The sequence below is a fragment of the Candidatus Magnetaquicoccus inordinatus genome (assembly GCF_004217665.1).
Classification (GTDB): Bacteria; Pseudomonadota; Magnetococcia; order Magnetococcales; family Magnetaquicoccaceae; genus Magnetaquicoccus; species Magnetaquicoccus inordinatus.
The window spans coordinates 1-1,308 of the sequence record NZ_RXIU01000465.1 but is presented as its reverse complement, the minus strand read 5'-3'; the positions used below and the strand labels follow the sequence as shown (position 1 = coordinate 1,308).

Below are 1,308 nucleotides of genomic sequence, written 5' to 3'. Positions count from 1 at the left end.
CAGCTCCTGCCGTGCCTCCTGGACGATAAAGTTAATCACCATCCAGATGCGCAGTGCCCGTGCTCATACTTTACCAACCGGTCAACTATACTGCCTAATGCTGGCTCACAGAGCGATTCTCAGAGCGTTTCTCAGTGTGACCGGTAGGGTAGTGGCCATGGTGCAGCAAACGCGCCCACAATGCGTTCTAGGAGGCATTATGAGTGTATGCCTCAGCCTTATACCGTATTTGTATCTCAGTCTCATGATGAGTCACACAATGGCTCTCAGTGTGATTCTCAGGCTCGTTTCTCATGGCTGGCCATGATGTTCTGCCTGAACTGCAAACGCCGCCAGAATCGCGCATAGTGCGCTAAATGCCATTTCAGCCTGTCCTGCCATGTATGTCTTGCTGGCTGTGCGCGTCGTGCGGTGATCACCTGTCTTGCTGGTGCTGCGCTTCGTGCTGAATCTGCTTATCATGCTTGAGTTGCCGTTGATGCCCGTCATACGCTTAATGCGCTATATACGTTCTGTGCTATTCCTGCTTATCATGCGAGAGGCACCTATCTGGCTGGCAATGCTGTTATCTCAATAATTGCCTGTCGTGCTGATAGTGCATTGCTTGCGTTCTGTGCCGTATAGAAGATCATTGCAGTATATGCTGCTACTGCTTTACTTGCGCAACATGCAGAATGAGCCATGCGTGCGTACAATGCGCTCTGTGCGCCGAAATGGAAAACCCCAGGAGTTGCCCCCCAGGGTCATGTCATAATACGGATGACACTGCGCCCACACTCATCAGCCGCTGGACTGCCGCTTTTGCGCCACCGCCAAAGCGAAGGCAATTTTCTTTGCGAGTAGCGCCGGGTCACGCTCAACAAGTGCAGGTGCCGCCGCTTGTGCCGACGGTGCCGATGCTCGATATGCTGGGATTCGCGCCCGGAGCATGGCCAGCAGCAGAGAATCCGAGTATCGCCGCACGTGGCCCACCAATTGACCGCCCTGGTAAACCGGCTGGTCAACGCCTTGCACCCCCCGCCGAAAGGCTTCGCTTTCAAGAGAATCTGCAAATGTTTCAATAGCTTCAGTCCATTGCTCTGCAAAATCTCTGTCTGCAGATCTCGAAGTGTACAGAACAACCCGGCTCAATCCAGCCTCTGCGGCCGCTCGCGTGACACAGCCAAGCCTTGCCAGTGCCCGCAAAAAGATTTGCCGCCGTCGTGCAGGAATAGCAGAAAGCCGCTTTTTTGTAAGGTTTTGTGTGGTCGCCATTGTCGCACCTCTGCTAATATTCCAACGAATTCAATGCTGTGCCATCAGTCTGAA

General features: G+C 53.4%; 2 protein-coding genes. Both read right to left on the bottom strand.

All coding sequences use genetic code 11. From position 1 onward, the window contains the following. Nucleotides 1-291: 291 nt before the first annotated feature. Nucleotides 292-489, bottom strand: a complete 198-nt coding sequence (locus EJP87_RS16565) for a hypothetical protein (protein ID WP_130472942.1) — start codon at nt 487-489, stop codon at nt 292-294. Nucleotides 490-780: 291 nt separating this feature from the next. Then, a complete protein-coding gene (locus EJP87_RS16560; RefSeq protein ID WP_130472941.1) occupies nt 781-1,254 on the bottom strand; it encodes a terminase in 474 nt (157 codons plus the stop codon). Nucleotides 1,255-1,308 lie beyond the last annotated feature (54 nt).